This is a genomic window from Streptomyces sp. NPDC002176 (assembly GCF_044903645.1).
In the GTDB taxonomy this organism is placed as follows: domain Bacteria; phylum Actinomycetota; class Actinomycetes; order Streptomycetales; family Streptomycetaceae; genus Streptomyces.
This window is the reverse complement of record NZ_JBJDQW010000003.1, coordinates 711,364-736,785: the sequence shown is the minus strand read 5'-3', so window position 1 is coordinate 736,785 and position 25,422 is coordinate 711,364. Positions and strand designations below refer to the sequence as shown.

Annotated in this window: 21 protein-coding genes; 18 read left to right on the top strand and 3 right to left on the bottom strand. The window is 72.8% G+C overall.

The window, feature by feature from the left end; genetic code table 11:
- Positions 1-228 precede the first annotated feature (228 nt).
- From ACI2LY_RS17200 to ACI2LY_RS17185, 4 genes are all read left to right on the top strand, one after another.
- Positions 229-2,103 (top strand): AMP-dependent synthetase/ligase, encoded by a 1,875-nt coding sequence (locus tag ACI2LY_RS17200; protein WP_404707847.1) that lies wholly within the window; start codon positions 229-231, stop codon positions 2,101-2,103.
- Positions 2,104-2,273: 170 nt separating this feature from the next.
- A complete protein-coding gene (locus ACI2LY_RS17195; RefSeq protein ID WP_404708166.1) occupies positions 2,274-4,136 on the top strand; it encodes a SpoIIE family protein phosphatase in 1,863 nt (620 codons plus the stop codon).
- 48 nt (positions 4,137-4,184) lie between these two features.
- Positions 4,185-5,417: a radical SAM family heme chaperone HemW gene (gene hemW / locus ACI2LY_RS17190; protein WP_404707846.1), complete on the top strand. Its 1,233-nt coding sequence runs from the start codon at positions 4,185-4,187 to the stop codon at positions 5,415-5,417.
- A gap of 99 nt (positions 5,418-5,516) precedes the next feature.
- On the top strand, positions 5,517-6,101 hold the full coding sequence (locus ACI2LY_RS17185) for a Uma2 family endonuclease (protein ID WP_404707845.1): 585 nt from the start codon (positions 5,517-5,519) through the stop codon (positions 6,099-6,101).
- On the opposite strand, the gene ACI2LY_RS17180 is transcribed toward ACI2LY_RS17185, so the two are convergent.
- Both ACI2LY_RS17180 and ACI2LY_RS17175 read right to left on the bottom strand, forming a co-directional pair.
- Complete coding sequence (locus ACI2LY_RS17180) at positions 6,073-6,888, bottom strand: DUF3097 domain-containing protein (RefSeq protein ID WP_404707844.1); 816 nt, start codon at positions 6,886-6,888, stop codon at positions 6,073-6,075. The two genes, ACI2LY_RS17185 and ACI2LY_RS17180, sit on opposite strands and share 29 nt — an antisense overlap.
- 34 nt (positions 6,889-6,922) lie before the next feature.
- Complete coding sequence (locus ACI2LY_RS17175; RefSeq protein ID WP_404707843.1) at positions 6,923-7,645, bottom strand: MBL fold metallo-hydrolase; 723 nt, start codon at positions 7,643-7,645, stop codon at positions 6,923-6,925.
- Between the two features lie 158 nt (positions 7,646-7,803).
- Here ACI2LY_RS17175 and hrcA point away from each other — a divergent pair, with 158 nt between their 5' ends.
- The 9 genes from hrcA to ACI2LY_RS17130 all read left to right on the top strand — a co-directional run bounded on the left by hrcA (position 7,804) and on the right by ACI2LY_RS17130 (position 18,153).
- Complete coding sequence (gene hrcA / locus ACI2LY_RS17170) at positions 7,804-8,820, top strand: heat-inducible transcriptional repressor HrcA (protein WP_086695084.1); 1,017 nt, start codon at positions 7,804-7,806, stop codon at positions 8,818-8,820.
- Entirely contained in the window at positions 8,821-9,960 is a 1,140-nt protein-coding gene (dnaJ, locus tag ACI2LY_RS17165; protein WP_388993490.1) for a molecular chaperone DnaJ, read from the top strand.
- A gap of 76 nt (positions 9,961-10,036) precedes the next feature.
- Positions 10,037-11,137 carry a nitronate monooxygenase gene (locus ACI2LY_RS17160; protein ID WP_404707842.1) on the top strand — a complete coding sequence of 367 codons (1,101 nt, stop codon included), beginning with the start codon at positions 10,037-10,039 and terminating at the stop codon, positions 11,135-11,137.
- Entirely contained in the window at positions 11,134-11,880 is a 747-nt protein-coding gene (locus ACI2LY_RS17155; RefSeq protein ID WP_404707841.1) for a 16S rRNA (uracil(1498)-N(3))-methyltransferase, read from the top strand. Before ACI2LY_RS17160 ends, ACI2LY_RS17155 begins: the two co-directional genes overlap by 4 nt.
- A 78-nt stretch (positions 11,881-11,958) precedes the next feature.
- A complete protein-coding gene (locus ACI2LY_RS17150; protein ID WP_404707840.1) occupies positions 11,959-12,486 on the top strand; it encodes a hypothetical protein in 528 nt (175 codons plus the stop codon).
- A gap of 122 nt (positions 12,487-12,608) precedes the next feature.
- On the top strand, positions 12,609-15,758 hold the full coding sequence (locus ACI2LY_RS17145) for a S41 family peptidase (protein ID WP_404708165.1): 3,150 nt from the start codon (positions 12,609-12,611) through the stop codon (positions 15,756-15,758).
- 96 nt (positions 15,759-15,854) lie between these two features.
- Complete coding sequence (locus tag ACI2LY_RS17140) at positions 15,855-16,208, top strand: histidine triad nucleotide-binding protein (RefSeq protein ID WP_388993477.1); 354 nt, start codon at positions 15,855-15,857, stop codon at positions 16,206-16,208.
- Between the two features lie 5 nt (positions 16,209-16,213).
- On the top strand, positions 16,214-17,119 hold the full coding sequence (locus tag ACI2LY_RS17135) for a ribonuclease Z (RefSeq protein WP_404707839.1): 906 nt from the start codon (positions 16,214-16,216) through the stop codon (positions 17,117-17,119).
- Between the two features lie 29 nt (positions 17,120-17,148).
- Positions 17,149-18,153: an adenosine deaminase gene (locus ACI2LY_RS17130; protein WP_404707838.1), complete on the top strand. Its 1,005-nt coding sequence runs from the start codon at positions 17,149-17,151 to the stop codon at positions 18,151-18,153.
- Here the strand turns inward: ACI2LY_RS17130 and ACI2LY_RS17125 are convergent, their stop codons facing one another.
- Complete coding sequence (locus tag ACI2LY_RS17125) at positions 18,154-19,470, bottom strand: MFS transporter (RefSeq protein WP_404707837.1); 1,317 nt, start codon at positions 19,468-19,470, stop codon at positions 18,154-18,156.
- Positions 19,471-20,057: 587 nt separating this feature from the next.
- Between ACI2LY_RS17125 and ACI2LY_RS17120 the strand changes: the two genes are divergently transcribed.
- The 5 genes from ACI2LY_RS17120 to ybeY all read left to right on the top strand — a co-directional run bounded on the left by ACI2LY_RS17120 (position 20,058) and on the right by ybeY (position 25,421).
- The gene (locus ACI2LY_RS17120) at positions 20,058-21,008 is read left to right on the top strand and encodes a 5-dehydro-4-deoxyglucarate dehydratase (RefSeq protein WP_404707836.1); all 951 of its coding nucleotides are present in this window, start codon (positions 20,058-20,060) and stop codon (positions 21,006-21,008) included.
- Positions 21,005-22,285 (top strand): glucarate dehydratase family protein, encoded by a 1,281-nt coding sequence (locus tag ACI2LY_RS17115; protein WP_404707835.1) that lies wholly within the window; start codon positions 21,005-21,007, stop codon positions 22,283-22,285. The genes ACI2LY_RS17120 and ACI2LY_RS17115 overlap by 4 nt, the downstream gene beginning before the upstream one ends.
- A gap of 120 nt (positions 22,286-22,405) precedes the next feature.
- Positions 22,406-23,557 carry a carbohydrate kinase family protein gene (locus ACI2LY_RS17110; protein ID WP_404707834.1) on the top strand — a complete coding sequence of 384 codons (1,152 nt, stop codon included), beginning with the start codon at positions 22,406-22,408 and terminating at the stop codon, positions 23,555-23,557.
- Between the two features lie 301 nt (positions 23,558-23,858).
- Positions 23,859-24,911 carry a PhoH family protein gene (locus tag ACI2LY_RS17105; RefSeq protein WP_404707833.1) on the top strand — a complete coding sequence of 351 codons (1,053 nt, stop codon included), beginning with the start codon at positions 23,859-23,861 and terminating at the stop codon, positions 24,909-24,911.
- Between the two features lie 12 nt (positions 24,912-24,923).
- The gene (gene ybeY / locus ACI2LY_RS17100) at positions 24,924-25,421 is read left to right on the top strand and encodes an rRNA maturation RNase YbeY (protein ID WP_030814839.1); all 498 of its coding nucleotides are present in this window, start codon (positions 24,924-24,926) and stop codon (positions 25,419-25,421) included.
- Position 25,422: the final 1 nt, after the last annotated feature.

The following is a 25,422-nucleotide window of genomic DNA, read 5'->3' as shown; positions in this document are numbered from 1 at the left end:
CGTACATGTGTACGGCGGGCCCCCGCTCGTACGGGGGGTCGTCCGGGGGCGGATCTCGATGGGGTTCCGGTGTGAAGTCACAGGCCGTGGCCTCTTACGCGGTGGCCGGTCGCCCCTTACCCTGATGCCTGCTCGCTAGTTACTCGCGGGTTAAACAACAGCTTCGAACCAGTGAGTCCACCCAGCCGCACCGAGTCAGCCGCACCGTCGCGGGCCCCGGAGGATGTCGTGAGCGACACACAGACCCTGATCGAGAACCGTCCGCCGTCCGTGGCGGCCCTCTTCCTGGAGCGCGTGGCGGCCACACCGGACGCCGAGGCATACCGGTACCCGGTCCCGGCGGCCTCCGGCGAGGGCCCCGACGAGTGGCGGTCGCTGACCTGGGGCCAGTCGGCGGAGCGGGTGTACGCGATCGCGGCCGGTCTCATCGAGCTGGGGATCGAGCCCGAGCAGCGGGTGGCGCTCGCCTCCTCGACCCGGGTCGAGTGGATTCTGGCCGACCTCGGCATCATGTGCGCGGGCGGTGCCACCACCACGGTCTATCCGCAGACCAACGCCGACGAGTCGTCGTTCATCCTCTCCGACTCCGAGAGCCGGGTGCTGATCGCCGAGGACGCCGCCCAGGTCGCCAAGGCGGTGGAGCGGCGCGCGGAGCTGCCCGCGCTGACCAAGGTCGTCGTCATCGATCCCGAGGGCGCCGAGACCGACGACTGGGTGATCACCCTCGCCGAGCTGGAGAAGCGCGGCAACGCCTACCTGGAGCAGCACCCCGAGCTGATCAAGGAGCGGGTCGGCGCGATCACCCGCGACCAGCTCGCCACCCTCATCTACACCTCCGGCACCACCGGCCGCCCCAAGGGCGTGCGCCTGCCGCACGACAACTGGGCCTACATGGCGCGGGCCACCGCCTCGACCGACCTGATCTCCGCCGACGACGTGCAGTACCTCTGGCTGCCGCTCGCCCATGTCTTCGGCAAGGTGCTCACCTCCGGCCAGATCGAGGTCGGCCACGTCACCGCGGTCGACGGCCGCGTGGACAAGATCATCGAGAATCTGCCCGTGGTCCGGCCGACCTACATGGCCGCCGTGCCGCGCATCTTCGAGAAGGTCTACAACGGCGTCGCCGCCAAGGCCCGCGAGGGCGGCGCGGCCAAGTACAAGATCTTCCAGTGGGCCGCCGAGGTCGCCCGCGACTACGCCAAGGCGTCCCAGGACAGCTTCCGCCGCACCGGCACCGCCTCCGTGCCGTTCGCGCTGGCCGCCAAGCACAAGGCCGCCGACGCCCTCGTCTACGGCAAGCTGCGCGAGGCGTTCGGCGGCAACCTGCGCGCCTGCGTCTCCGGTGCCTCCGCCCTCGCCCCCGAGATCGGCTACTTCTTCTCCGGCGCCGGCATCCACATCCTGGAGGGGTACGGCCTCACCGAGACCTCCGCCGCCTCCTTCGTGAACCCCGGCGAGGCGTACCGCACCGGCACGGTCGGCAAGCCGCTGCCCGGCTGCGAGGTGCGCATCGCGGAGGACGGCGAGATCCTGCTGCGCGGCCCCGGCGTCATGGAGGGCTACCACCGGCAGCCCGAGAAGACCGCCGAGGTGCTGGAGTCCGACGGCTGGTTCCACACCGGCGACATCGGTGAGCTGTCCGCCGACGGCTATCTGCGCATCACCGACCGCAAGAAGGACCTCATCAAGACCTCGGGCGGCAAGTACGTGGCGCCCGCCGAGGTCGAGGGCCAGTTCAAGGCGGTCTGCCCCTTCGTCTCCAACATCCTGGTGCACGGCGCCGACCGGAACTACTGCACCGCCCTCATCGCCCTCGACGAGCCCGCGATCCTCCAGTGGGCCGCCGACAACGGCCTGGAGGGCAAGTCGTACGCCGAGGTGGTGGCCGCGCCGCAGACCGTCGAGCTGGTCGACGGCTTCGTGAAGGAGCTCAACCAGGGGCTCCAGCGCTGGCAGACCATCAAGAAGTTCCGGCTGCTGCCGCGCGACCTCGACGTGGAGCACGGCGAGATCACGCCCAGCCTGAAGCTGAAGCGGCCCGTGGTCGAGCGGGAGTACAAGGGTCTGATCGACGAGATGTACAGCGGGGCCCGCGAGGCGTGAGGAGCACCCGCCGGGGTGGTTTTTCGGCCGCTCCGGCGGGTTCGCTTTCGGCCATGACCGGAATTGACCGTCTTCTGGCCGGGCGGTAGCCGAGTTCGTCGTCACGGGCGTTCACTTCGGTGACTCGGTGCTTATGCGTCCCGCCTGTCTGTCACCCTGGCCGCATGGACATGGCGGCCATACCCGTGCAACGGGCGGGCGACGCCGGAGCGGACGGCGCACCGGCGCTCTCCGGCACGCGCACGCTCGCCGCGGGCCGGGCCACCCTCCCCGGCAGCCCCGCGGCACCCGGCTCCGCCCGCGCCCTGGTGCGCGCCGCGTTCACCGACTGGGCCGACCTCGGCCTCACCGGCCCGGATGACGCCCGGCTCGGTGACGACGCCACCGCCGTCGTCAGCGAACTCGTCACCAACGCCGTCGTCCACGCCGGAACCGCGGTCGAGATCGACTGGCGGCTGGAGGAGGACGGCGCCTTCGTCGTGGAGGTCCACGACCAGCACCCCGCCCGCGCCCCGCGCGACCCCGACGGCGAGGCCCCGTACGACACCCCCGAGCACGGGCGCGGGCTGCGCCTGGTCGCCACCCTCGCCGAGTCCTGGGGCGTCACCTACCGCACCGGCCGCAAGACCGTCTGGGCCCGGCTGCCGCCCGGCGGCACCGAGGAGCCCGACGGCCCCGCGCCCGCCCCCGCACTGGTCGCCGCCGAAGCCCTCGCCCCGCAGCCGCAGCGCGCCGCGGGCGACCGGGACTGGCTCGGCCGGGGCGCCCTGTCCTTCCTCGCCGAAGCCTCCGACCTCCTCGCCGGACAGCTCGACGAGAACCTGGTCGCCGCCCTCACCGGCCAGCTGATCGTGCCCCGGCTCGCCGACTGGTGCGCCATCTGGCTGGAGGACGAGGCGACCGTACGCGGCGGCACCGACGGCCCCGCCCGCGTCTGGCACGCCAGCGAGAGCCGGATCGAGGACCTCCAGGGGGCCCTGGAGAAGGAGCCGCCGCGCTCCGGCCACGGCGTGCGCTCCGGACCCCAGCCCTACCCCTGGCCCGGCACCGCGCTCGGCCCCGAGGGCACCCACGGCACCGCCCTCGCCTACCGGCTGATCGCGGGCGGCCGCCCGCTGGGCACGCTCCTCATCGGCCGCTGCGGACTGCTCGGCTTCCCCGACGAGGTCACCGGCCTGGTCGAGGACCTCGGCCGCCGGGTCGCCCTCGCCATCGGCGCCGCCCGCCAGTACGCCCGGCAGGCCACCATCAGCGCCGTCCTCCAGCGCGGCCTGCTCCCCGGCGCCGTCGCCGAGATCCCCGGCATGACCAGCGCCCTCGTCTACGAACCCCGCGACCAGGGCGGCCCCAGCGGCGACTTCTACGACCTGTTCCCGACGGGCCGGGGCCGCTGGTGCTTCGCCGTCGGCGACGTCCAGGGCAAGGGCCCCGAGGCCGCCGTCGTCATCGGGCTCGCCCGGCCCTGGCTCAGGCTGCTCGCCCGCGAGGGATACGGCGTCGCGGACGTCCTCGACCGCCTCAACCAGCTCCTCCTCGACGACGCCACCGAGGCCGCCGACGCCGCAGCCCGCGCCCTGATCGCCGCCGGAGGAGGCCCCTTCGCCCCCGGCGACGGCCCACAGACCCGCTTCCTCTCCCTGCTCTACGGCGAGCTGACCCCCGTCGAAGGCGGCGTCCGCTGCACCCTCGCCTCCGCCGGACACCCGCTGCCCCTGGTGCTGGGCCCCGGCGGCGAGGTGCGCACCGTCGCCCGCCCGCAGACCCTGCTCGGCGTCGTCGAGGACGAGACCTACACCAGCGACACCATCGAGCTGCGCCCCGGCGACAGCCTGCTGTGCGTCACCGACGGCGTGACCGAGCGCCGCTCCGGCACCGACCAGTTCGACGACGGCGACGGCCTCGCCCGGGCCCTGTCCGGCTGTACGGGCCTGAGCGCCGAGCACATCGCGGACCGCATCCGCGACCTGGTGCATGGCTTCGGCGAGGACGAACCCGAGGACGATCTCGCCCTGCTGGTGCTCCAGGCGCAGTGACAGGCACGGTGAACCGGGTCCCGCGCGCGGTGCGGGACAATGGAGGACATGCCTTCCGCACTCCCCGACGGCGAGTCCGTCCCCGACGACGGCGCGCTGCCCGCCGCCGCGCTCGCCGGTGCCGCCGAGCGGCCCCTCGGGTTCTATCTGCACGTCCCGTACTGCGCGACCCGCTGCGGCTACTGCGACTTCAACACCTACACCGCCACCGAGCTGCGCGGCACGGGCGGTGTCCTCGCCTCGCGGGACAACTACGCGGACACCGTCGTCGAGGAGATCCGGCTCGCCCGCAAGGTGCTCGGCGACGACCCCCGCGAGGTCCGTACGGTCTTCGTCGGCGGCGGCACCCCCACCCTGCTGGCCGCCGGGGACCTGGTGCGGATGCTGGCCGCGATCCGGGACGAGTTCGGCCTGGCGCCCGACGCCGAGATCACCACCGAGGCCAACCCGGACTCCGTCGACCCCGCCTACCTCGCCACCCTGCGCGAAGGCGGCTTCAACCGGCTCTCCTTCGGCATGCAGAGCGCCAAGCCGCACGTCCTCCAGATCCTCGACCGCACCCACACCGCCGGCCGCCCCGAGGCATGCGTCGCCGAAGCCCGCGCCGCCGGGTTCGAGCACGTCAACCTCGACCTGATCTACGGCACCCCCGGCGAGTCCGACGACGACTGGCGCGCCTCCCTGGAAGCGGCGCTCGGCGCGGGCCCCGACCACATCAGCGCCTACGCCCTGATCGTCGAGGAGGGCACCCAGCTCGCCCGGCGCATCCGGCGCGGCGAGGTCCCGATGACCGACGACGACACCCACGCCGACCGGTACCTCATCGCCGAGGAGCTGCTCACCGCGGCGGGCCTGCACTGGTACGAGGTCTCCAACTGGGCCACCACCGAGGCCGCCCGCTGCCTGCACAACGAGCTGTACTGGCGCGGCGCCGACTGGTGGGGCGCGGGCCCCGGCGCCCACAGCCACGTCGGTGGGGTGCGCTGGTGGAACGTCAAGCACCCCGGCGCGTACGCCGCCGCGCTCGCCTCCGGCCGTACCCCGGGCGCGGGCCGCGAACTCCTCTCCGAGGAGGACCGCCGGGTGGAGCGCATCCTCCTGGAACTCCGCCTCCGCGACGGCGTCCCGCTGTCCCTGCTCAAGCCTGCCGGTCTGGCCGCCGCCGCCCGCGCCCTGACGGACGGCCTCCTCCGCCCTGAGCGGTATTCCGAGGGCCACGCGGCCCTCACCCTGCGCGGACGGCTCCTGGCGGACGCGGTGGTGCGGGATCTGGTGGACTGATCACTCGCCGGGGTGAATGACTGCGGAACGCCGGGTTGGTCCATAACCTGGTTCATAAGCTGCCGCTGACAATAAGCGGCGAATGTGGAGGCCACGGAGATGACCGCTGTGGACGAACGTGGAGTCGCGGAGTTCTTCGAGGGATTCGTCCCGCCCGACGGACTCAAGGTGGAGCTTCTGCGGGGGGAAATCGTGATGATGGCGAGCCCGGATCTGGTGCACAACCTCATCGTGTTGCTCACGCAGAGGCAGATCCCGTTGGATCGCTGGTATCCCCTGCAGACCCAAGATGTCGACATCGTCGACGAAGCCAGTGAGCCCGTCCCGGATCTCGTGGTCGTGGCTCCCGAAGTCCTTCCCCCCTCGGGACGGCTCCTCCCGGCGAGCCTGGTCACCATGGTCGTCGAGGTGGTGTCCAAGACCAGCGTCGAGCGGGATTACAGCGTGAAGCGATCGATCTATGCCGCTGCCGGTATCCCGGTCTACCTGATCATCGACCCGATCATGGCGCAGTGTGTTCTGTTGGAGAAGCCCACGGGTAAAGGGGAGCGGGCCGACTACAAGAGGCAGCACAAGCAGAAGTTCGGCGAGACGCTGACGCCCGAGGCGCTCGGAATCGAAATCGACACCAGCGGCTTCGGAACCCTCCCCGACGTCAAGCCTCACCGCTTCCCGTTGCTGTGACGAAGTCGATCAGCTCCTCCACCCGCCCCAGCAACTCCGGCTCCAGGTCCCGATAAGACGTCACCTTCGCCAGGATCGCCTGCCACACCGCACCGGTGTTTTCCGGCCAGCCGAGCGCCTTGCAGACGCCCTTCTTCCAGTCCTGGCCGTGGGGGACGCGGGGCCAGGCGGGGATGCCCAGAGCTGAGGGCTTCACCGCTTCCCAGATGTCGATGTACGGGTGGCCGACCACGAGCGCGTGCTCACTCGTCACCGACTGCGCGATGCGCCACTCCTTGGTGCCGGGCAGCAGATGGTCCACCAGGACGCCCAGCCGGGCATCCGCGTCGGGGCCGAATTCGGCCACGATCGAGGGCAGGTCGTCCACGCCCTCCAGGTACTCCACGACGACGCCCTCGATGCGCAGGTCGTCGCCCCAGACCTTCTCGACCAACTCGGCGTCGTGCCTGCCCTCGACGTAGATCCGCCCGGCGCGGGCCACGCGGGCACGGGCGCCCGGGACGGCGAGCGAGCCGGAGGCGGTGCGGGCGGGCTTCAGCGGGGCGGCGGCCGGGCGGACCAGGGTGACCGGGCGGCCCTCCAGCAGGAAGCCGCGTGGCTCCAGCGGGAACACCCGGTGCTTGCCGAAGCGGTCCTCCAGCGTGACCGTGCCCGCCTCGCAGCGGATCACCGCCCCGCAGAACCCGGTACCGGGCTCCTCCACCACCAGCCCCGCCTCCGCCGCCACCTCGGGCACCGGCTGCGGCTTCTTCCAGGGAGCGGTCAGGTCGGGGGAGTAGTCGCGCATTTCGCAGACGATAGGAGAAGTTGCCGCGCGACACTCAGGACACGCCGAAACGCGCTGCCAGGGCGTCCCGTTGGCGTCGTACGAAAGCCGCGTCGACCACCGCTCCGTGACCGGGTACGTACAGCGCGTCCTCGCCGCCCAGGGTCAGCAGCCGGTCCAGCGCGTCCGGCCAGCGGGACGGCACCGCGTCCGGGCCCGCCTGCGGTTCGCCGGACTCCTCGACCAGGTCGCCGCAGAAGACGACCTCGGGGGAGCCGGGCACCAGCACCGCGAGATCGTGGGCGGTATGACCGGGGCCGACGTTGGCCAGCAGCGCCTGGCGGCCGCCGCCGAGGTCGAGCGTCCACTCGCCGGACACCGCGTGCGCGGGCGGCAGCAGGGCGCGTACGGCGGCCTCCGCCTCCCCGGCCGGGACCCCGTGGTCGACCGCGTCCCGGCGCAGCGCCTCCCGCTCGTGCGCGGACACCATGTCCAGCCCGACCGCGCCGTAGACCTCCGCCCCGGCGAAGGCGGGGGTGCCCAGGACGTGATCGAAGTGCGGGTGGGTCAGCGCGAGATGAGTCACATCCCGCCCGGCCAGCGTCCGTACCGCCGACCGCAGCGCGGCCCCCTCGGCCAGGCTCGACCCCGCGTCCACCACCAGTGCCGTGCCCGAGCCCACCACCAGCCCCACCGTGCAGTCCCAGCCCGGCAGTCGGCACCGGCCCACCCCTTCGGCAAGCCGCTCCCACCCGAGGTCTTCCCAAGTCACCGTCATACCCGGACGCTAGCTCTGGACAAGCCGGGCGGACGGCACCGACCTTGCCCGGTGAGCACCCCGCGGCCGTACACTGGCCGGGGAAGTCTGGCACTCGCGCACGCAGAGTGCCAGGCGGTACACCGTAGGGGCCGTGGGGCGACGTGATGGAGGTGCGCATGCTGAGCGAACGCAGGCTGCAGGTACTGCGCGCCATCGTGCAGGACTACGTCGGCACCGAGGAGCCCGTCGGCTCCAAGGCCCTCACCGAACGGCACAGCCTCGGCGTCTCCCCGGCCACCGTGCGCAACGACATGGCCGCGCTGGAGGAGGAGGGGTTCATCGCCCAGCCGCACACCAGCGCCGGGCGCATCCCCACCGACAAGGGCTACCGGCTCTTCGTCGACAAGCTCGCCGGTGTGAAGCCGATGACGGCGCCCGAGCGGCGCGCGATCCAGAACTTCCTGGAGGGCGCGGTCGACCTCGACGACGTCGTGGCCCGCACGGTCCGGCTGCTCGCGCAGCTCACCCGGCAGGTCGCCGTCGTGCAGTACCCCTCGCTGACCCGGTCCACGGTCCGGCATGTGGAACTGCTCTCACTCGCCCCCGCCCGCGTGATGCTCGTCCTGATCACCGACACCGGCCGGGTCGAGCAGCGGATGGTCGACTGCCCCGCCCCGTTCGGCGAGGGACCGCTCGCGGATCTGCGGGCGCGGCTCAACAGCAAGGTGGCCGGACGCCGGTTCAGCGACGTACCGCGTCTGGTCGAGGACCTCCCCGATGCCTTCGAGGCGGAGGATCGCGGTACGGTCTCCACAGTGCTCTCCACTCTGCTGGAGACACTCGTCGAGGAGAACGAGGAACGGCTGATGATCGGCGGCACCGCCAATCTCACCCGTTTCGGACATGACTTCCCCCTGGTGATCCGGCCCGTGCTGGAGGCCCTCGAGGAGCAGGTCGTGCTCCTCAAGCTCCTCGGCGAGGCCAAAGATCCGGGCGTGACCGTGCGTATCGGGCACGAGAACGCCCACGAGGGACTCAACTCCACGTCCGTCGTGTCGGTCGGCTACGGTTCGGGCGGCGAGGCGGTTGCCAAGCTCGGCGTGGTCGGACCGACCCGCATGGACTACCCGGGAACGATGGGAGCGGTACGCGCAGTGGCACGGTACGTCGGACAGATCCTGGCGGAGTCGTAAGTGGCCACGGATTACTACGCCGTTCTCGGCGTGCGCCGCGACGCGTCGCAGGATGAGATCAAGAAGGCGTTCCGCAGGCTCGCGCGCGAGCTGCATCCGGACGTCAATCCCGATCCGAAGACCCAGGAGCGGTTCAAGGAGATCAACGCCGCCTACGAGGTGTTGTCGGACCCGCAGAAGAAGCAGGTCTACGACCTCGGCGGCGACCCCCTCTCGCAGGCGGGCGGCGCCGGTGGCGCGGGCGGTTTCGGGGCCGGTGGCTTTGGCAACTTCTCCGACATCATGGACGCGTTCTTCGGTACGGCGTCGCAGCGCGGCCCGCGCTCGCGCACCCGGCGCGGCCAGGACGCGATGATCCGGATCGAGGTCGAGCTGGACGAGGCGGCCTTCGGCACGACCAAGGACATCCAGGTCGACACCGCGGTCGTCTGCAACACCTGCAGCGGCGAGGGCGCCGCCCCCGGCACCACCGCGCAGACCTGTGACATGTGCCGCGGCCGTGGCGAGGTCTCCCAGGTCACCCGGTCCTTCCTGGGCCAGGTCATGACCTCCCGCCCCTGCCCCCAGTGCCAGGGCTTCGGCACCGTGGTCCCGACCCCGTGCCCCGAGTGCGCGGGCGACGGCCGGGTCCGCTCCCGGCGCACCCTGACCGTGAAGATCCCCGCCGGTGTCGACAACGGCACCCGCATCCAGCTCGCGGGCGAGGGCGAGGTCGGCCCCGGCGGCGGCCCCGCCGGTGACCTGTACGTGGAGATCCACGAGCTGCCGCACTCCACCTTCCAGCGGCGCGGCGACGACCTGCACTGCACGGTCACCCTCCCGATGACGGCCGCGGCCCTCGGCACCAAGGTGCCGCTGGAGACGCTGGACGGCATGGAGGAGGTCGACATCCGGCCCGGCACCCAGTCCGGCCAGTCGATCCCGCTGCACGGCCGGGGCGTCACGCATCTGCGCGGCGGCGGCCGGGGCGACCTCATCGTGCACGTCGAGGTCACCACCCCGACCAAGCTCGACGCCGAGCAGGAGCGGGTGCTGCGGGAGCTGTCCAAGCTGCGCGGCGAGGAGCGGCCCACGGGCCAGTTCCAGCCCGGCCAGCAGGGGCTGTTCTCCCGGCTGAAGGACGCGTTCAACGGACGCTGAGGGCGGGGGGCGCCGCGTGCGCCCCCTCGCTCGGGCCGGATTCGGACTTGTCAGGCGGACATGACACCATGCGGGCATGTCCTCCGCACTGGCCGATCTCGTCGTGCACCCGATCGTGCAGGCCCCGATGGCGGGCGGTGTCGCCGTGCCGGAACTGGCCGCCGCCGTCTCCGAGGCCGGAGGGCTCGGCTTCCTCGCCGCCGGATACAAGACCGCCGACGGCATGTACCGCGAGATCAAGCGCCTGCGCGGGCTGACCAGCCGTCCCTTCGGCGTCAACCTCTTCCTGCCCCAGCCCGCCCACGCCGAGTCCGGCGCGGTCGAGCTGTACGCGCAGCAACTGGCCGGTGAGGCCGCCTGGTACGAGACCGGGACCGGCGACCCGGACGGCGGCCGCGACGACGGCTACGACGCCAAGCTCGCCGTCCTGCTGGACGATCCCGTCGCCGCCGTCTCCTTCCACTTCGGCGTGCCCGACCCGGAGGCGCTGGCCGCGCTGCGCCGCGCCGGGACCGTCACCCTGGTCACCGCCACCACCGTCGAGGAGGCCCGCGCGGTGGAGCGGGCCGGGGCGGACGCGGTGATCGCGCAGGGCATCGAGGCGGGCGGCCACCAGGGCACCCACCGCGACCTCGCGGAGAACGACGGCACCGGACTCGGCCTGCTGTCCCTGGTCACCCAGGTCGCGCGGGCCGTCGAGATCCCGGTCGTCGCCGCCGGAGGCATCATGCGGGGCGCCCAGATCGCCGCCGTCCTCGCCGCCGGGGCCACCGCCGCCCAGCTGGGCACCGCGTTCCTCGCCACCCCCGAGTCCGGCGCCCCCGACGCCCACAAGCGGGCGCTGACCGACCCGGTGTTCCCGCGCACCGAGCTGACCCGCGCCTTCTCCGGACGCCCGGCGCGCGCCCTGACCAACCGCTTCCTGCGCGAGCACGGACCGTACGCGCCCGCCGCCTACCCCGACGTGCACCACCTGACCGCGCCGCTGCGCAAGGCCGCCACCGCCGCCGGGGACGCCCAGGGCATGTCGCTCTGGGCGGGCCAGGGCCACCGGCTGGCCCGGCCGCTGCCCGCGGCCGAACTCGTCCGCACCCTCGCCGCCGAACTCAACCTCGTACGGGGCGAGTCGGGGCGGCGGTACCGACCCATCAGAGCCCAAGGAGGAGACGCGCGATGACCGCGCCCGTCTTCGTCGTCGAGCACTTCCGCGCGGACGGCACCCGATACGTACTCGACGGCCCCGAGGGACGGCACGCCGTCTCCGTGAAGCGGCTCGAACCCGGTGAGGAGGTCGTCCTCACCGACGGCGCCGGACGCTACGCGCTGTGCCGGGTCACCGGCACCGAGGGCAAGGACCGGCTGATCGTCGAGCTGCCCGAGGTGCGCGAGGAGCCGGAGCCCCGGCCCCGCATCACCGTCGTACAGGCGCTGCCCAAGGGCGACCGGGGCGAACTCGCCGTGGAGACCATGACCGAGACCGGGGTCGACCGGATCGTGCCCTGGCAGGCGTCGCGCTGCATCACCCAGTGGAAGGGCGAGCGGGGGCTGAAGGCGCTCGGCAAGTGGCGCTCCACCGCCCGCGAGGCGGGCAAGCAGTCCCGCCGGGTCCGCTTCCCCGAGGTCGCGGACACGGCAACGACCAAGCAGGTGGCGGCACTTCTCGCGCAAGCCGACTTCGCCGCCGTGCTGCACTCCGACTTCGACCACGAGTCCGTCCCGCTGGCCACCGCCGAACTCCCCGCCGAGGGCGAGATCGTGCTCGTCGTCGGTCCCGAAGGCGGCGTCTCCCGCGACGAGTTGGCGCTCTTCGAGAAGGCGGGCGCCCGCGCCTGCGTGCTCGGGCCGTCCGTGCTGCGCACCTCCACCGCCGGTACGGCCGCGACCGCCCTCCTGCTGGGTCGCACGGGGCGCTGGTCCTGAAAGGCCCGCGCCGCACGTTCGGGTGACTGGCCGTATGCGGCCTTCCGCCGTGGGGGCGGCGGTGGGACGCTGGGGTGTATGGGGGCTTCGAGTGGGATTCGGGTGCTGGCCGCCGGTGGGCTCGTGGCGCTTGTCATCGGTACGGTGACGGGATGTCAGCCGGGCGAGCTGGGGGCGGCATCGGTCGCGTACACCACCGACTCGACGGCGACCGACGCGCTGAAGAGGCGTGATGTGGACGTGAGTTGGCTGACCTGTACCGGGCGGCAGGACGGCGGCTCGTCGGCCGGTGGGACGCCGAGCGAATCCACCGTGGTCACCGTGGACTGCCAGGGGAAGACCAAGGACGGGCGGGACATCACCGTCACGGGCAAGGTGACCCGCGCGGTGAACGGGGCGTGTGTGCGCGGGAATCTCGTCGCCAAGGTCGGTGGACGGCAGGTCTTCCGGGTCAGTGGGCTCGGCAACTGCGATGCGGCACCCTCCTATACTCCGCCCGCCACGTACCGGCCGCCCGGCCAGCCCAATCCCACGGTGACCGTCACCGTCACCCGCACCCTGTGGTGCGAGAACGACCCCTCGTGCAGGCCCGTCGAGGGCAAGTAGCGCGGGAGTGATCAATTCCGGGTCCGTGGGCGGACGTTCGCGCGTAGGGTGACCGCGTGACTCAGGGTGCTGCCACGGAAAACGCCGCCTCGTATCTCCGCTTCCCGCATGTGCGGGGCGACTTGATCACCTTCACCGCCGAGGACGACGTCTGGGTCGCCCCGCTGGACGGCGGCCGGGCCTGGCGGGTCAGTGCCGACAACGTGCCCGTGAACCACCCCCGTATCTCCCCGGACGGCACCGCCCTCGCCTGGACCTCCACCCGCGACGGCGCCCCCGAGGTGCACACCGCCCCCGTCGACGGCGGACCCTCCCGGCGCCTCACCCACTGGGGCAGTAGCCGCACCCAGGTCCGCGGCTGGACCCCCGACGGCGAGGTGCTGGCGATCAGCGCGGCCGGACGGCACAGCACCCGCCACAGCTGGGCCCGCGCCGTCCCGCTCGACGGCGGCCCGGCGGCCACCCTCCCGTACGGCCCGGTGGGCGCCGTCGCCCACGGCCCGCACACCGTGCTGCTGTCCGCCTCGATGAACCGCGACGCCTCCGCCTGGAAGCGGTACCGGGGCGGCACCGCGGGCAAGCTGTGGATCGACCGGGACGGCGAGGGCGAGTTCGTCCGGCTGCACGAGGAGCTGGACGGCAACATCGAGTACCCGTCCTGGGTCGGCGACCGCCTCGCGTTCCTCTCCGACCACGAGGGCACCGGCGCCCTGTACTCCTCCCTCGCCGACGGCTCCGACCTGCGCCGCCACACCCCGCTCGGCGGGTTCTACGCCCGGCACGCCGCGAGCGACGGCACCCGTGTCGTCTACGTCGCCGCCGGACAGCTCTGGGTGCTGGACGACCTCGACGGCGCCGAACCCCGCCGCCCCGGCATCCGGCTCGGCGGCCCCCGTACCGACCTCCAGCCCTTCGTCCTGGACGCCGCCCGCTGGCTGGACTCCGCCACCCCCGACCACACCGGGCGCGGCAGCGCGGTCGCCGTGCGCGGCACCGTGCACTGGGTCACCCACCGCGCCGGACCGGCCCGCGCCCTCGCCGCGGAGCCCGGCGTACGGGCCCGGCTGCCGCGCACCTTCCGCGCGGGCGGCGAGGAATGGGTGGTGTGGGTGACCGACGCCGAGGGCGACGACGCGCTGGAGTTCGCGCCCGCCACCGGTCTCGCCCCCGGCACCGCGCCGCGCAGGCTCGCCGCCGGACAGCTCGGCCGCGTCCTCGAACTCGCCATGTCCCCGGACGGCACCCGCGCCGCCGTCGCCTCCCACGACGGCAGGCTGCTGCTCGTCGAGCGGGAGACCGGCGAGATCCGCGAGGTCGACCGCAGCGGCGACGGCGACCCGCACGGCCTGGCCTTCTCACCCGACTCCGGCTGGCTCGCCTGGACCCACCCCGGCCCCGGCCCGCTCTCCCAGATCCGGCTCGCGGCCACCACCGACCTCACCGTCACCGAGGCCACCCCGCTGCGCTTCGCCGACTACGATCCCGTCTTCACCCTGGACGGCCGCCACCTCGCCTTCCTCTCCAACCGGGCCTTCGACCCCGTCTTCGACCAGCACGTCTTCGATCTCGCCTTCGTGGAGGGCGTCCGCCCGCACCTCATCACCCTCGCCGCCACCACACCCTCCCCCTTCGGCCCCCAGCGCCACGGCCGCCCCTTCGGCACCCCCGACCGGGACGAGACCCCCGGTGCCGAGGGCGCCCCCGCCACCCGCGTCGACCTCGACGGCCTGGCCGACCGCATCGTGCCCTTCCCCGTCGAGGCCGCCCGGTACGGCAACCTGCGCGCGGCCAAGGACGGCATGCTCTGGCTGCGCCACCCGGTGCGCGGCGTCCTCGGCGCCTCCCGCGCCACCCCCGACGCCCCCGACCCCAAGACCGAGCTGGAGCGCTACGACCTCGCCCAGCACCGGCTGGAGCAACTGGCCGCCGACACCGACCACTTCGAGGTCAGTGGCGACGGCCGCCGCGTCCTGCTGTGGAGCGACGGCAGACTCCGCGTCGTACCCGCCGACCGCCGCGCCCCGGACGACGAGGACGGCGACTCCCGCGTCAAGGTCGACCTCGGCCGCGTCCGGCACACCGTCGACCCGGTCGCCGAATGGCACCAGATGTACGACGAGACCGGCCGGATCATGCGGGACAACTTCTGGCGCCCCGACATGGGCGGCGTCGACTGGGACGGCGTCCTGGAGCGCTACCGCCCCGTCCTCGGCCGCCTCGCCACCCACGACGACCTCGTGGACCTCCTCTGGGAGGTGCACGGCGAACTCGGCACCTCCCACGCCTATGTGGTCCCGCCCGGCGGCTGGGGCGGCAGCACCCCGCAAGGGCTGCTGGGCGCCGACATCGCCCGCCACGACGACGGCAGTTGGCGCGTCGACCGGGTGCTGCCCTCGGAGACCTCCGACCCGGAGGCCCGCTCCCCGCTCGCCGCGCCCGGTGTCGCCGTACGCCCCGGTGACACCCTCCTCGCCGTCGGCGGCCGCCCCGTCGACCGGGTCACCGGGCCCGGCCCGCTGCTCCTCGGCACGGCCGGGAAACCCGTCGAGCTGACCGTCGCCCCCGCGGGCGGCGGCGAACCCCGGCACGCCGTCGTCGTACCCCTGGCCGACGAGGAGCCGCTGCGCTACCACGCCTGGGTCGCGGGCCGCCGCGCCCACGTCCACGAACGCTCCGGCGGCCGCCTCGGCTACCTCCACGTCCCCGACATGCAGGCCCCCGGCTGGGCACAGATCCACCGTGACCTGCGCGTGGAGGTCGCCCGCGAGGGCCTGGTCGTGGACGTCCGCGAGAACCGCGGCGGCTTCACCTCCCAGCTCGTGGTGGAGAAGCTCGCCCGCCGCATCGTCGGCTGGGACCTCCCCCGGGGCATGAGCCCCGTGAGCTACCCCCAGGACGCCCCCCGAGGTCCCGTCGTCGCCGTCGCCGACGAGTTCTCCGGCTCCGACGGCGACATCGTCAACGCCGCCATCCGCGCCCTCGGCATCGGCCCCGTGGTCGGCACCCGCACCTGGGGCGGCGTGATCGGCATCGACAGCCGCTACAGCCTCGTCGACGGCACCGTCATCACCCAGCCCAAGTACGCCTTCTGGATGGAGGGCGCGGGCTGGGACGTGGAGAACCACGGAGTGGACCCGGACGTGGAAATCCCGACGCGCCCCCAGGACTGGGCAAGGGCCGAGGACCCCCAACTGAACGAAGCGATAAGGCTGGCCCTGGAAGCACTGGAGAGACAGCCGGCAAAAACCCCGCCCACTTTGCCAACCTCTTAGGGGCGCGGGGAACTGCGCGATCAGCCACAACGGACCCGCACCCGAACGACTAGGATGCCGAAGGCAAAGATCACCGGCGAAAGCGAGCGCAGCGAAATGGCAGGCGAACCCCAAGAAGACTGCCTCTTCTGCAACATCATCGCGGGCAAGATCCCCGCCGACGTGGTCCGGGAAACCGACACCACCCTCGCCTTCCGGGACATCAACCCCCAGGCTCCCACCCACATCCTGGTGATCCCCAAGGCCCACTACAAGAACGCCGCGGAACTCGCCGCAGAAGCCCCGCAGCTCGCAGCCGACGTCCTCGCGGAGACCCGTGGAGTAGCCGAAGGCGAACAGCTGGAGAGCTACCGCACCGTCTTCAACACCGGCAGCGGCGCCGGGCAGACCGTCTGGCACGCCCACGCGCACGTCCTCGGCGGCCGCGGCCTGAACTGGCCCCCCGGATAACTCACATGTCGGCACGTGAACTGGTGGTCCTCGGCACCGCGAGCCAGGTCCCGACCCGGCACCGCAACCACAACGGCTATCTGCTGCGCTGGGACGGCGAGGGCATCCTCTTCGATCCCGGCGAGGGCACCCAGCGGCAGATGCTGCGCGCCGGGGTCGCCGCGCACGACCTGAACCGGATCTGCGTCACCCACTTCCACGGCGACCACAGCCTGGGCCTGGCCGGGGTGATCCAGCGGATCAACCTGGACCGGGTGCCGCACGAGATCACCGCGCACTACCCGCGCTCCGGGCAGCGCTTCTTCGACCGGCTCCGGTACGCCACCGCCTACCGGGAGACGGTCGACCTGGCCGAGGCGCCCGTCGACACGGACGGCCCCCTCGCCACCACCCCCTCCTACACGCTGGAGGCGCACCGGCTGTCCCATCCGGTGGAGTCCTACGGCTACCGGCTGATCGAGCCCGACCGGCTGCGCATGCTGCCCGACCGGCTCGCCGCGCACGGCATCGCGGGCCCCGACGTGGGCCGTATCCAGCGGGAGGGCTCGCTCGGCGGGGTCGCGCTGGAGGAGGTCAGCGAGACACGGCGCGGGCAGCGGTTCGCGTTCGTCATGGACACCCGGCTGTGCCCCGGGGTGCGGACCCTCGCCGACGGCTGCGACCTGCTCGTCATCGAGTCCACCTTCCTGGACGAGGACGCGACGCTCGCCGAGGACCACGGCCACCTGACGGCCGGACAGGCCGCGACCGTGGCCCGCGACGCCGGGGTACGGCACCTCGTCCTCACCCACTTCAGCCAGCGCTACTCCGACCCGACCGAGTTCGAGCGGCAGGCCCGCGCGACAGGCTTCGAGGGCGAGCTGACGGTCGCCCGCGACCTGGACCGCGTGCCGCTGCCCAAGCGCGGCTGAGCGCGCGGAGGCGGGCGTACGATATTTCGATGCCCCTCCCCAAAGCTGAACTGCACCTGCACATCGAAGGCACGCTGGAGCCGGAGCTTGCGTTCCGACTGGCCGAGCGCAATGGCGTCGAGCTTTCCTACGCCGACACCGAGGCCCTGCGCGAGGCGTACCGGTTCGAGGACCTCCAGTCCTTCCTGAACCTGTACTACGAGCTGATGGCCGTCCTGCGCACCGAGCGGGACTTCGAGGAGCTGGCCGACGCCTACCTCGCCCGTGCCGCCGCGCAGGGGGTGCGGCACGCGGAGATCTTCTTCGACCCGCAGGCCCACCTCGCGCGCGGGGTGGAGATGGGGACCGTGATCGAGGGGCTGTGGCGGGCGCTGGGCCGCAGCGAGGAGACCCATGGCGTCTCCACCAAGCTGATCATGTGCTTCCTGCGGGACGAGTCCGCCGAGTCGGCCCTCGCCACGCTGGACGCGGCCAAGCCGTACCTGGACCGGATCACCGGGGTCGGCCTGGACTCCGCCGAGGTGGGCAACCCGCCGGAGAAGTTCCGCGAGGTCTACGACGCCGCCGCCGCGCTCGGCCTGCGCCGCGTGGCGCACGCCGGTGAGGAGGGGCCGCCGGAGTACGTCGTCCAGGCCCTCGACCTGCTCGGGGTGGAGCGGGTCGACCACGGGCTGCGGTCCATGGAGGACCCGGAGCTGGTCGAGCGGCTGGTCCGGGACCGCATTCCGCTGACCCTGTGCCCGCTGTCCAACGTCCGCCTGCGCACGGTCGACACGCTGGCCGACCACCCGCTCCCGGCGATGCTGGAGGCGGGGCTGATGTGCACGGTGAACTCCGACGACCCCGCCTACTTCGGCGGCTACGTGGGCGACAACTTCCACGCCGTCCGCGACACCCTCGGTCTCTCCGAGGACCGGATGCGCGAGCTGGCCCGCAACTCCTTCCTCGCCTCCTTCCTGGAGGACGACGAGCCCCGCCGGGCGCGGTACCTGGCGGAGGTCGAGGCGTACGAGTTCCCGGGCAGGCAGGCGTAGTCACGCCGGGATGGTCGCGGCCGGGGTGTCGGTGAGGGGGATGTGCACGGCCGGGATGCCCTTGGCGGCCAGGTCCCGGACGGTGACACCCCCGACCGTGACCGGCGTGACCTTGGCGGCCACGTCCGTGATGGCCAGCTCCGGCACCGGCACCGGCACCTGGCGCAGGGAGATCTCCACCACCCGCAGGCGGCGAGGTGCCGTCCGCAGGGCGACCGCGGACATCGGGACGGCCGCCAGCAGCAGGAGCACCGCCAGGATCTCGCCCATCGCCGCGAAGCCCGCGTGGGCCGACAGCAGGCTGCCGGTCAGCGGACCGGCGGCCGTGCCCAGCGACGCGGCCGAGCCGACCAGCACCGCCCAGCGGCCCCGGGTGTCGAGAGCGGCGGCCAGGCTGATCACGTAGGACAGCACCACCGGGTAGCAGAGGTTCCACGCGATCTCGCCCAGCGCGAAGGACGGCAGGTCGGTGGCCGAGGCGCTGAGCGCGATGCAGCCCGCGATCAGCGCCGTACCGAGCCCGATCGGCAGCGCGCGGCCGAGGCGGGGGCCGAGGGCGCCCGCGCCGACCACGCCCAGCAGTCCGGCGCCCAGCGCGACCGCGAACACCACGCCGACCGTGATCTCGGTGAGGTGCGCCTGCCCCAGGCCGATACGTCCGCTGACGCCCCACAGCGCGTTCTGCGCCAGCGACCAGCAGGGCATCGTCGCGGCCAGCAGCAGCCCGGACCGGCGGTGGGGGAGCGGCCGGCGTATGACGGCGGAACCGGCCGCCGGGGCGGTGCGGGCGGGCAGGCGGCCGGTGAACGGCCACACCGCGAGCGCGGTCAGCGCGACCGCGCCGAGCGGCAGACCGTGGCCGGGCCCGAGGCGCGGGATCGTCAGATAGAGGGCGCCCGCCAGGGCGGAGACCACGAGCAGCCCGGACGTGGTGGCCCGGTGCGGATCGCGCCCCGCGGCGATCCCGCTGGCGGCGACCGCCGTCATCGTGCCGGAGCCGAACCCGCCGACGACCGCGCCCAGCACCACGGCGGGGACCGAGTCGGTGAGGGCGGCCGAGCCGTAGCCGAGCACGGCCAGGGTGAGCCCCAGCCGGGCGAGCGCACGGGCGCCGAACCGGTCCACCCGGGCGGCCAGCGTGAACCCGGCCGACGCCGAACTCAGCAGCAGGGCACTGCCGATGGCCCCGGCCTGGGTGGCGGACAGCGGCAGCGCGCTGTCGAGACGGCCGACCGTGGTCGGCAGGAGATACGAGGCGAGGTACCCGGCCGTGAAGAGGGCGACGAGGGGCCAGGGGATGGAGCGGGGGGCGAACACGGGCGTTCCCAGGGCAGGCGTGAGCGACAGCTCGACGAGGAGTGAAAGAGGGGGAGGGGCGACGGCCGTCTGTCCGACGGGAGCGCGCGAGCAAGTTGTATCAAGCACGCGGTTTGCAGCAGAAGTTCGGCCGACGTGATTCAGATCACTATCACGTTTGATCTCCGCCGAGGCGGGTAGACACCGTTGATTTCGCGCTCGAACGCCCGGACGGTGATCGCACAGAACTCCGGGATGCGCTATGGTTGTTCACGTCGCGGTCGCCGTAACTCCCGGTGGCGGACAGTGCGTTGGTGGTCCAAGGAAAGACGCCCCGCTTCCTGCGGGGAAATGCAGGTGCAAGGCCTGCCCGGCGCTCCGAACAGAGCCCCATCCCGTTTCCGAGCGGGGTGGGGCTCTTTGCTGCGCGCCCCCGCTCCGCGCCGCCCCGCTTCAGCGCGCGCCCTGTCGCTCCCTCCGTCCGCTCGAACCGTCCCCGGACGCCACCCGGACGCCACCCGGACGCCACCCGCACCCCGCCCCATTGACGGCCCCGGTACCGGTACCTAGCCTCAGTTCTCATACGTGGACGGCATTCACAAGAGGAGATGGTGCGGGTGAGCGGCGCTCCGCAGGACGTGGCCCGGCGGCTGCGGGAGGGGATGGCGCGGGGTGTGCTCTCCTTCCCGCTCACCGCCTTCCACGAGGACGGCACCCTCGACCCCGAGGGCTGCCGCGCGCATGTGGCCGACCGCCTCGCCGCCGGTCCCGGCGCCCTCTTCCCCGCCTGCGGCACCGGGGAGTTCTTCTCCCTGGACGAGGACGAGTACCGCCAGGTCGTCACCATCGCCGTCGAGGAGGCGGCCGGGCAGGTGCCGGTCGTCGCCGGTACCGGCTACGGCTGGGCGCAGGCCGCCCGCTTCGCCCGCATCGCGGAGGAGGCCGGGGTCGACGCCCTGCTGGTGCTGCCGCACTACCTGGTCGCCGCCCCGCAGGACGGACTCGTCGCCCAGCTCGAACACCTCGCCGCCCGCACCGGGCTCCCGCTCATCGCCTACCAGCGGGACCAAGTCGCCTACACCGTGGACTCGTTGCGGCGCCTCGCGAGCATCCCGAACGTCATCGGACTCAAGGACGGCCACAGCGACCTCGACCGGCTCCAGCGGCTCACCCTCGCCGCCCCCGAGGGCTTCCTGTTCTTCAACGGCGCCGCCACCGCCGAGGTCCAGGCCCGCGCCTACACCGCCGTCGGCGTCCCCGCCTACTCCTCCGCCGTGCACGCCTTCGCCCCCGAGATCGCCGACGCCTTCCGCACCGCCCTGCGCGCCGGGGACGACGACACGGCCGACCGGCTGCTGCGCGGCTTCTACGTCCCCTTCGTCGAACTCCGCGACCGGACACCCGGATACGCCGTCTCCCTGGTCAAGGCCGCCGCCCGGCTCAGAGGCGCGCGCGTCGGACCCGTACGGGCGCCCCTGATCGACCCCGGAGCCGCCGACCTCGCCGCGCTGAAGGATCTCCTCGCCACCGGACTCGACCTCGTGGGAGCCGCCCTGTGACCCCGGACCTGACCATCACCGAGGTACGGCTGACCCCGGTCCTGGTGGCCGACCCGCCGCTGCTCAACACCCAGGGCGTGCACCAGCCGTACACCCCCCGGCTGATCGTGGAGGTGGCCACGGCGGGCGGGGCCACCGGGCTCGGGGAGACCTACGGCGACACCAAGTACCTGGAACTGGCCCGCCCGCTGGCCGCCCGGCTCACCGGACACTCGGTCACGGATGTGAACGCGCTGTTCTCCCTCGACCTCGCCGTGGACGAGAGCCGGGTCAGGGGCGCCGTCGACGCGGGCGGGCTGCGCGGGGTGCAGAGCGCCGACAAGCTCCGGCTGTCCGTGCTCTCCGCCTTCGAGGTGGCCTGCCTGGACGCCCAGGGCCGGGCGCTCGGGCTCCCCGTGCACGCGCTGCTGGGCGGGAAGCTGCGGGACTCCGTCGAGTACAGCGCCTACCTCTTCTACAAGTGGGCCGCGCATCCCGGGTCGGACCCGGACGAGTGGGGTGCCGCGCTCGACCCGGCCGGAGTGGTCGCGCAGGCCCGCGCGCTGTCGGAGCGGCACGGGTTCACCTCCTTCAAGCTCAAGGGCGGCGTCTTCCCGCCGGAGGAGGAGGTCGCGGCCGTACGCGCCCTCGCCGAGGCGTTCCCCGGACGGCCGCTGCGGCTCGACCCCAACGGGGCCTGGTCGGTGCCGACCGCGCTGAAGGTGGCCGCGGAACTCGCCGACCTGCTGGAGTACCTGGAGGACCCGGTACTCGGCACCGACGCCATGGCCGAGGTCGCCGCGCTGACCGGGGTGCCGCTCGCGACCAACATGTGCGTCACCACGTTCGGCGAGATCAAGGAGGCGTTCACCCGCGACGCCGTGCAGGTGGTGCTCTCCGACCACCACTACTGGGGCGGGCTGCGCAACACCCGGCACCTCGCCGCGATCTGCGCCGCCTTCGGTGTCGGGGTGTCCATGCACTCCAACACCCACCTCGGCATCAGCCTCGCCGCGATGACCCAGGTCGCGGCCACCGTGCCCGACCTCCACCACGCCTGCGACTCCCACTACCCCTGGCAGGGCGAGGACGTGCTCACCGAGCGCGTGCCCTTCACCGCCGGGCACGTCACCGTCTCCGACCGCCCCGGCCTCGGCGTCGACCTCGACCGGGACGCCCTCGCCCGCCTCCACCACCGCTGGCTGACCGCCGACGCCGCCCTGCGCGACCGGGACGACAGCGCCGCGATGCGCCACGCGGACCCCGCCTGGCAGACCCCGGTGATGCCCCGCTGGTAACCCCCGCGCACTCCCGCGAGCCCCCTGGAACCATCGGATTCCGGCCGCCGAACCCTCGGTCACCGGCCGGTCGGTGGTGCACACTGGCCAGATCCGTACCACGTCAGGGAGCCCGCACAGATGCCGTCCCACGCGATCGCCGGAGAGGAAACCGGAGGCGACCCGGAGCACCTCACGCAGACAGCGCGCCACCAGGCCCAGATCGACCCGCTGGCCGCGCTGCGCGCCCCCGGCGACCCGCCCTGGGACGTCTACCTCACCGGCACCGTCTTCCTCGACATCGTCTTCACCGGCCTGGACACCGCCCCCGTACGCGGCACCGAGTCCTGGGCGCGCGGCATGGGCTCCAGCCCCGGCGGCGTCGCCAACATGGCCGCCGCCCTGGCCCGCCTCGGCCTGCGCACCTCGCTGGCGGCGGCCTTCGGGGACGACCACTACGGGGAGTACTGCTGGGACGCGCTGGCCCAGGGCGAGGGCATCGACCTCACCCCCTCGCGCACGGTGCCCGGCTGGCACTCGCCGGTCACCGTCTCCATGGCGTACGAGGGGGAGCGGACGATGATCTCCCACGGGCACGAGCCGCCCCCCGAGGAGCCCGCGCCCGACTGCCCGTCGCCCGCGCGTGCCGCCGTCGCCTCCCTCACCCCCGGCCGCCGCGCCCCCTGGATCGCCCAGGCCGCCCGCGAAGGCACCCGGATCTTCGCCGACGTCGGCTGGGACGACACCGGCGCCTGGGACCTCGCCGGACTCGCCGACCTGGAGCACTGCGAGGCGTTCCTGCCCAACGCGGAGGAGGCGATGCGCTACACCGGCTCCACCTGCCCCAAGGCGGCCGCGCACGCCCTCACCGAGCACGTACCCGTCGCGGTCGTCACCCTCGGCGCGGAGGGCGCCTACGCGGTGGACCGGCGCACCGGCGAGACCGCCGAGGTGCCCGCCATCGCGGTGGAGGCCCTCGACCCCACCGGCGCCGGGGACGTCTTCGTGGCCGGGTTCGTCACCGGCACCCTCGCGGGCTGGCCCCTCGCCGACCGCCTCGCCCTCGCCGGTCTCACCGCCGCCCTCTCCGTCCAGGAGTTCGGCGGCTCCCTCTCCGCCCCCGGCTGGTCCGAGATCGGCGCCTGGTGGCGCCGCGTCCAGTCCCTGGACACCCAGAACCCCGCCGCCCTACGCCGCTACGCCTTCCTCGACACCCTCGTCCCCACCCACCTCGACCGCCCCTGGCCCCTACGCCGAGCAGTCCCCACCATCGGCTTCGGCCGCACGACCTGAGCCCATTCCCGGCGGAGAGCCGCAAGCGAGACGGGCCCCTCCCGGCAGAGATCCCGCACCCGCCGACGGCGAGTCCGCCCCACAGGGGCCACCCGCACCCGACGACGAAAGTCGCACGGGTGGTGCGGGTGGGAACACTGGACCCGGCCGGAGGCCGGGTGCCCACCCACGCGGCGCAGCCACCCGCACGGGCGAAAACCGCTGCGGTGTTGACGGCCCCCCGGCGTACTCTGGACGTGCGAGGCCGCCGTAAGGGGGGCGGCCGTGATCAGGAGGACACGCAGGCCATCAGCGCCGGCCCATGACTCAGACACCGACAGCTCACACCTCCGCACAGGACCAGGCGAGAGCACGGATCAGCATTCCCGCACAGCACCCCATGGTGACCGTGCTGGGCTCCGGCGACTCCCTCCTGCGCGTGATCGAGAAGGCTTTCCCGGCGGCCGACATCCATGTCCGGGGCAACGAGATCAGCGCGGTCGGCGACCCGGCGGAAGTCGCCCTGATCCAGCGCGTGTTCGACGAGATGATGCTGGTGCTCCGCACCGGGCAGCCGATGACGGAGGACGCAGTGGAACGCTCGATCGCCATGCTCAAGGCGAGCGAAGAGGGCACGAGCGACGGCCCCGAGACCCCGGCCGAGGTGCTGACGCAGAACATCCTCTCCTCGCGCGGCCGCACGATCCGCCCCAAGACTCTCAACCAGAAGCGCTACGTCGACGCCATCGACAAGCACACCATCGTCTTCGGCATCGGCCCCGCCGGTACCGGCAAGACCTACCTGGCCATGGCGAAGGCCGTACAGGCGCTGCAGTCCAAGCAGGTCAACCGCATCATCCTGACCCGCCCGGCGGTCGAGGCCGGCGAACGCCTCGGCTTCCTCCCCGGCACCCTGTACGAGAAGATCGACCCGTACCTGCGCCCGCTCTACGACGCCCTGCACGACATGCTCGACCCCGACTCGATCCCCCGCCTGATGGCAGCGGGCACGATCGAGGTCGCCCCGCTGGCGTACATGCGTGGCCGCACCTTGAACGACGCCTTCATCATCCTGGACGAGGCCCAGAACACGAGCCCCGAGCAGATGAAGATGTTCCTGACCCGGCTCGGCTTCGACTCGAAGATCGTCATCACCGGTGACGTCACCCAGGTCGACCTGCCCGGCGGCACCAAGAGCGGGCTGCGGCAGGTGCAGGAGATCCTGGAGGGTGTCGAGGACGTCCACTTCTCCCGGCTGACGTCCCAGGACGTCGTCCGGCACAAGCTGGTGGGCCGTATCGTCGACGCGTACGAGAAGTACGACAGCCACCAGGGCACGGGCCGAACCGGTGCCAAGGGCTCCAAGGGGAAGTAGACCAGCACGACCATGTCGATCGACGTCAACAACGAATCCGGCACCGAGGTGGACGAGCAGGCGGTGCTCGACATCGCCCGCTACGCGCTCGCCCGGATGCGCATCCACCCGCTCTCCGAACTGTCGGTGATCGTCGTGGACGCCGATGCCATGGAGCAGCTGCACATCCAGTGGATGGACCTGCCAGGACCCACGGACGTCATGTCGTTCCCGATGGACGAGCTGCGCCCGCCGGGCAAGGACGACGAGGAGCCCCCGCAGGGCCTCCTCGGCGACATCGTCCTGTGCCCGGAGGTCGCCGCCCAGCAGGGCAAGGACGCGCCGACCCAGCACTCCATGGACGAGGAGCTCCAGCTGCTCACCGTCCACGGCGTGCTGCACCTCCTCGGCTACGACCACGAGGAGCCGGACGAGAAGGCCGAGATGTTCGGCCTCCAGGCCGCCATCGTCGACGGCTGGCGGGCCGAGCGCGGGCTGACCGGGCCGTCCCCGGCGCCGACCGTCTCGTAAG